Raw genomic sequence first — 3033 nt, 5'->3', positions numbered from 1 at the left:
CCTGTTCCGCGGAGTCAGTCCGCGCGAAGGCTGGCAGCGGGTGTTCGGCGGACAGGTGATCGGGCAGGCGCTGGTGGCGGCGGGCCGCACGGTCGAGGGGCGCACGGCGCACTCGTTCCACGCCTACTTCCTGCGGCCGGGTGACCCGGAGGTGCCGATCCTGTACGACGTGGACCGGATCCGCGACGGCACGAGCTTCACGACGCGGCGCGTGGTCGCGATCCAGCACGGGCGGCCGATCTTCAACCTGCAGGCATCGTTTCAGGTCGAGGAGCCGGGCTTCGAGCACCAGGCCGAGATGCCCAAGGTGCGCGGGCCCGACGGGCTCAAGAGCGAGACCGAGCTGCGCATGGAGGTCGCCGACCGGCTGCCCGAGCGCATGCGGCCGATCTTCACGCGCGCGCGCCCGATCGAGGTGCGGCCGATCGATCCCCAGGACGAGTTCGACCCCGAGCCGCGGCCGCCCGTGCAGCACGTGTGGTTCCGTGCGGTCGACCGACTGCCGGACGACCCCGCGCTACACCAGTGTGTGTTGGCGTACGCCTCGGACCTGACTTTGCTCGACACCAGCACCCTGCCCCACGCCGTGTCGTGGTGGAACGACAAGCTGCAGTCGGCGAGCCTCGACCACGCCATGTGGTTCCACCGGCCGTTCCGCGCCGACGAATGGCTGCTCTACGCCCAGGACAGCCCGAGCGCGTCCGGCGCGCGCGGGTTCAACCGCGGCAGCGTCTTCACGCGCGACGGGAAGCTCGTCGCTTCGGTGACTCAGGAAGGGCTGATTCGCGTCAGGTTCTCGTAGCGCCCACGTCGCGCACGCCCGGGCGGCGGAACTGCGAGTGACCCGCGGGCTGGTAGGTCAGCACGAAGGCGCGGCGGCTCGCGCTCGAGCGGTTCACTTGCGAGCCGTGCACCACGTCGCCGTGGAAGAAGATCGCGCTGCCCGCGGGCGCGGCGAGCGGCACGCGCGGGGCTTCGGCGAGCGCGCGCTCGACGTCGGTGTAGAGCCTGCCGACCACGCCGCGGTCGGTGAGTCCCGGCAGCACGCCCGCGCGGTGCGAGCCGGGGATCATCCACAGGCAGCCGTTCTCGGCGGTGGCGTCGTCGAGATACACCTGCACCGACACCAGCCGGTCGACGTGCGGGCACTCGAAGGCGAAGTACGGGCTGTCCTGGTGCCAGGGGAACGGCGCGCCGCCCGGGCGCTTGAAGTTCAGCTTGTCGGTGAAGAGCGCGAGTCTCTCGGTGCCGCACAACCGGGTCACCGGCCGCCACAGCCGCGGGTCGTCCGCCAGCGCGTCGAGCGCGGGGTCGAGGTGCACGAACGGCTCCATCGATCGGACGTCCGCGCGCGCCTCGTCCCACTCCCACTTCACGCAGGCGCCGGCCAGCTCCTGGTAGCGCTTGCCGTCGATGCGCTCGACGCCGGCGGCGTGTGGCGCGCGTGACTCCGAAACGACGCGAGTGTGCACGCGCTCGACCGCGGAACGCAGGACTTCGAGCTCCGCGGCGGCAAAGACGCGCTCGCGAACGAAGTAGCCCCGGGCGCGGAAGGCCTCGAGCTCGGAAGACGTGGCGGCGAGCGTCACGGCGCGGCAGCTTGAGGCGCGCAACCTGCCGGGTCAAGCCGGAACAGGACGGAATAGGAGCGAGGCCGTTGATCGTCGTCACCGGGGCCGCGGGCTTCATCGGCTCGAATCTCGTGCGTGCGCTGAACGCGCGCGGCCGCGCCGACCTGCTCCTGGTCGACGACCTCACCAACGGGCGCAAGTTCGCGAACCTGGTCGACTGTGACTTCGAAGACTACGTCGACAAGGAGGTCTTCCTCGGCAAGCTGACTGCCGGCTCGCTCGACGGCCGGGTCGAGGCCGTCCTGCACCAGGGCGCGTGCTCCGACACCACGGAGTGGAACGGCCGCGTGATGCTGGGCGACAACTACGAGGCCTCGAAGACGCTGCTGCGCTTCACGACCAGCCAGCGCATCCCCCTGATCTACGCCTCGTCGGCCGCGGTCTACGGCATGGGCCCGGTGTTCCGCGAGGACCCGGCCTGCGAGCGCCCGCTCAACCTGTACGGCTGGTCGAAGCTCTTGTTCGACCGCTGGGTGAGACACCGCGCGCGTGAGCTCAAGAGCCAGGTCGTCGGCTTGCGCTACTTCAACGTGTACGGTCCGCGCGAGTCACACAAGGGCGACATGGCGAGCGTCGCCTGGAAGCACCACCTGCAGCTAAAGGACGGCGACGTGGTCCGGCTGTTCGAGGGCAGTGACGGCTTCTCGCACGGCGAGCAGCGGCGCGACTTCGTGTACGTGGGCGACGTGGTGGCGGTGAACCTGTGGTTCCTCGAGCACCGTGACGTGTCGGGCATCTACAACGTCGGCACGGGCCGCGCGCAGACCTTCAACGACGTGGCGCGCTCCGTGATCGCGCACCACGGTCGCGGCAAGATCGAGTACGTGCCCTTCCCCGAGAAGCTGCGCGGTAGCTACCAGAGCTTCACCGAGGCGAACCTCGGCAACCTGCGCGACGCGGGCTGCGACCTGCCCTTCCTGCCGGTCGAGGCCGGCGTGGCGCGCTATCTCAAGGAAATCGAGCGCGCCTGAGCTCCCGAATCTTCAAGACCGCGGGTGGGCCCTGCGGTTACGATCGCGCCCATGAAGCTCGACCTCGATCAGATCGACCTGGTGGTGAGCGACATGGAGGCCACGGTCGCGTTCTACCGCGCGCTGGGCGTCGACATTCCCGAGTCCGCCCTCTGGCGTACACCGACCGGTGTACACCACGTGGACTTCAAGCTGCCGGGCGGGCTGCAGATCCACTTCGACAGCGTCAAGCTGGCGGGGGTCTACTACCGCGGCTGGAAGAAGCCCACGGGCACGGGCACACGGATCGTGCTCACGTTCCATGTGCCCGCGCGCGAGGACGTCGACCGGATCCACGGAAAGCTCACGGGCCTCGGTCACCGGAGCTCACAGCCGCCGTTCGATGCCTTCTGGGGCGCTCGATATGCAATCGTCGAGGACCCGGACGGCAC

General features: G+C 69.6%; 4 protein-coding genes. 3 read left to right on the top strand and 1 reads right to left on the bottom strand.

All coding sequences use genetic code 11. The features are described 5' to 3' along the window. Nucleotide 1 precedes the first annotated feature (1 nt). The gene (tesB, locus tag VMR86_14285) at nt 2–802 is read left to right on the top strand and encodes an acyl-CoA thioesterase II (GenBank protein HTO08215.1); all 801 of its coding nucleotides are present in this window, start codon (nt 2–4) and stop codon (nt 800–802) included. Here tesB and VMR86_14280 read toward each other — a convergent pair. Then, nucleotides 789–1589, bottom strand: coding sequence for a phytanoyl-CoA dioxygenase family protein (locus VMR86_14280; protein ID HTO08214.1), 801 nt, complete (start codon nt 1587–1589; stop codon nt 789–791). The genes tesB and VMR86_14280 overlap by 14 nt on opposite strands. A 68-nt stretch (nt 1590–1657) precedes the next feature. Here VMR86_14280 and rfaD point away from each other — a divergent pair, with 68 nt between their 5' ends. Continuing rightward, nucleotides 1658–2602: an ADP-glyceromanno-heptose 6-epimerase gene (rfaD, locus tag VMR86_14275; protein ID HTO08213.1), complete on the top strand. Its 945-nt coding sequence runs from the start codon at nt 1658–1660 to the stop codon at nt 2600–2602. A gap of 51 nt (nt 2603–2653) precedes the next feature. Continuing rightward, a partial coding sequence (locus VMR86_14270) for a VOC family protein (GenBank protein ID HTO08212.1) occupies nt 2654–3033 on the top strand: 380 nt, incomplete at its 3' end.

It is taken from the genome of Myxococcota bacterium (assembly GCA_035498015.1).
Taxonomy (GTDB): domain Bacteria; phylum Myxococcota_A; class UBA9160; order SZUA-336; family SZUA-336; genus VGRW01.
The sequence above is the reverse complement of the archived record's forward strand: the minus strand, read 5'-3'. Positions and strand labels throughout refer to the sequence as shown.